3 protein-coding genes are annotated in these 3,083 nt (G+C 37.7%); 1 reads left to right on the top strand and 2 read right to left on the bottom strand.

Annotated features, from left to right (window positions below; genetic code table 11):
• Together cyoE and V7137_RS28060 are read right to left on the bottom strand one after the other, a co-directional pair.
• Positions 1 to 704: heme o synthase (gene cyoE, locus V7137_RS28065; RefSeq protein WP_335701102.1), on the bottom strand; the 704-nt coding region annotated here is incomplete at its 3' end.
• Between the two features lie 161 nt (positions 705 to 865).
• Positions 866 to 1,849: a 2-hydroxyacid dehydrogenase gene (locus V7137_RS28060; RefSeq protein WP_335701101.1), complete on the bottom strand. Its 984-nt coding sequence runs from the start codon at positions 1,847 to 1,849 to the stop codon at positions 866 to 868.
• 238 nt (positions 1,850 to 2,087) lie between these two features.
• Here V7137_RS28060 and V7137_RS28055 point away from each other — a divergent pair, with 238 nt between their 5' ends.
• The gene (locus V7137_RS28055; RefSeq protein WP_335701103.1) at positions 2,088 to 2,960 is read left to right on the top strand and encodes a DNA-3-methyladenine glycosylase 2; all 873 of its coding nucleotides are present in this window, start codon (positions 2,088 to 2,090) and stop codon (positions 2,958 to 2,960) included.
• Positions 2,961 to 3,083 lie beyond the last annotated feature (123 nt).

The following is a 3,083-nucleotide window of genomic DNA, read 5'->3' as shown; positions in this document are numbered from 1 at the left end:
CGTTTGGTCACCGCTAGTCCTCGGACAACGGGAAGCATTGCCACCCCAGCCGCTTTATATTCTTTATATTTCTTAACGGCAATTGCATAGGTATGGGGCATTTGAAAGATAAACAAGATTAAAAACAAAATCATTGGTACTCTTTGAAATCCTGGCGCGATAGCTGTCCAGCCAATCATTGGAGTGACAGCACCAGAAACACTGCCAATCACCGTATTAAAGGTATACTTCCGTTTTGACCACATCGTATAGGGGAAGCAATAGGTAAACCAGCCTACAAAAGCATAGATAGCCGCTTCGTAAGTAGTTAAAAGTAATAGAATAAATCCAACCCCAGTAAGAGAAATTCCAATTGTTAATACTTGCTTAAGTGAAAAATTCCCAGTTACTGTCGGACGATTCTTTGTTCGATCCATTACAGTATCAATATCCACATCGTACCAGTTATTGAGCGCTAGCGCCCCTGCAATGACCATTGTACTTCCGAAAATGGTCAAAAGGAATACATCCAAATTGGCTGAAAAAGAAGCATTCGAAAAATGTAAAGCTAACCAGAATCCTGCAAAGACTGGCAGGACATTAGCAGTTAAAACATTGGCCTTAAAAAGTAACTTTAGATCAGTCATTATGGTAGATATATTCCGTTGATTTGATAATATAGCTCTTCCATCCTTCTGTAGAGAAGGTACCTCATTATTACTCATTTAATATCCTCTCCTAAGAAGTAATACAAACAAATTTAATTCTAACATACCATGTTAAGATTATCACAATAATTGGTGTTAGGCACTGGAAATGGGTGTTAAGAAAATAAAACAGGCGTCGAGAATCTCTTTATATAAGATGATTCTTCACGCCTGTTTATTTATAGAACTTCGGTTAACACATCACGATTAATTAAAAAAGGTGGTTGTTTCCCCTGTAGTCCAAGCACTAGGTTTTCTGCTGCAAGTTGTGACATTTTCAACCGTGTTTCGTAGGTAGCTGAACCAATATGCGGCAATGTGACGACGTTATCCATTGATAATAGTGGATGATCTGGGCTTATTGGTTCCTGGGTATACACATCTAATCCTGCAGCTAAAATCTCTCCATTTTGAAGTGCCTGGACTAAGGCCGCTTCATCCACAGTGGCCCCCCGCGATCCATTCACAAAAATGGCCGATTTCTTCATTAATTTAAATTCCTTTTCTCCAATTAGCTTTGCTGTGGTCGGAGTTAGGGGTGTCATTAAGACAATGAAATCTGCTTGCAGACAAAGTTCTTCAAGGGTACAATAGGTTGCTTGAAAGGTTTGTTCCGCATTTAGATTCCGTGAGCGGTTGTGATATAAAATGGGCATATCAAAGCCAAAATGTGCACGTTTGGCAATCGCAGCGCCTACCCCTCCCATTCCGATAATCCCTAATGTCTTATGATGAACGTCGACTCCAAAATGCTCCTCACTAATTTTCGATGTCCACTTCCCTGACTTTACCATCTGATTTAATTCAGGCATTCTTCGTGCGGTTGCCAGTAATAAACCAAAAACGGTATCGGCAACACTATCATATAAAACCTCAGGAGTATTGGTCGCCATAATTTTTCGCATCGTAATTTGGGGGAGGTCTAAATTATCATAGCCTACAGAAATATTGCTTATTACTTTTAGTTTAGGCGCCTGTTCTAAAAACTTATCATCAATTCTTAATCCAGAGCCTAAAATCCCCTCGGCATCCTTTAATTCTTTATAAAAGCTAGGCAGTGTCTCCGAATCCAAATTTTCAAAATAGATAACTTCACAAGTATCACCAACATAATCTAAAACAGTTGAATCGACTTTTTTATAGACAATAACTTTTGGTTTCAACATAGATTCCTCACTTTCAAAATAAGATCCACCTTCAGCGATTAACATAACTACATAAATCAATCTTACACTTTACGTCAGGAAAAATAATAGATTTTTGGCTGTAATAGCAAGATATAAAAGTTATTTTTCATACCTTTGTGATAATAATAGAATATAGCAAATATCCGGGGGAGATAAAGTGTCCGAAAATAGTATTACGTTAGAAGAGGAACAGTACAAAGATAAGGAAGAACTCATGATTCAACTGCCAGAAGAGTTTGATATGAAAGTAAATCTCGATTATCTACAGCGGAATAAAAATGAATGTATGTATCAAATTGAAAATGAAACCATTACGAGGGTGATCGCGTTTGACGAAATTCGCACACTTGTACAAATAAGAGTAAATGATAAACACCAAATGATTGTTCACTTTATAGAAGGTAAACCATCTGATACTACGAAAGTGGTCCGTTATATTCGAGATTGGTTTAACCTCGATATCGACTTAACTCCCTTTTATAAAATGGCGCAAACTGACCCCTTACTTAATATTCCCGTTCAAAAATTTTATGGATTACGGCTCATCGGGATACCCGATTTGTTTGAGGCCCTCTGTTGGGGAGTCTTAGGGCAGCAAATTAATTTAGGCTTCGCCTACACATTAAAGAAGCAATTTGTAGAAAAATTTGGTGATTCAATTGAATGGAATGGCAAAAATTATTGGATATTTCCATCCTTTAAACGAATTGCCCAGCTAACCCCAAATGATCTTGCAGATATTAAAATGACTGTAAAGAAGAGTGAATATATTATCGGCATTGCGCAATTAATGTCGGGCGGCCATTTATCCAAGGCGACGTTAATGGAAGCCGGCAGCTTTAAAGAGGTCGAAAAAAGCTTAATAAAAATACGCGGGATTGGTCCATGGACAGCCAATTATGTGCTGATGCGCTGCCTTCATTTTCCGACCGCCTTTCCGATTGATGACGTAGGTCTTATTAATGCAATAAAAACTTTACTAAATATGGATAGAAAGCCTTCAAAAGATGAAATCTTAACGTTATCGATTCCATGGAAAAATTGGGAATCCTATGCAACCTTCTATTTATGGCGGGTTCTCTATTAGTAAAAAGCACTAGCAAGGTATTTTGCTGGTGCTTTTTTATTACATTCTACCTCCACTTAATTTTGTAATGACTAATAACTTCTTACCTGCTGATTGATTTTTAAATAAGGCTGTGTTAAAGGT

Source organism: Neobacillus drentensis (assembly GCF_036962765.1).
In the GTDB taxonomy this organism is placed as follows: domain Bacteria; phylum Bacillota; class Bacilli; order Bacillales; family Cytobacillaceae; genus Neobacillus; species Neobacillus drentensis_C.
This window is presented reverse-complemented; position numbering and strand designations above follow the sequence as displayed.

What these genes read in the sequence shown, in the direction of transcription:
- V7137_RS28055 (WP_335701103.1), top strand. Translation starts at nt 2,088, where the DNA reads ATGATTCAACTGCCAGAAGAGTTTGATATGAAAGTAAATCTCGATTAT.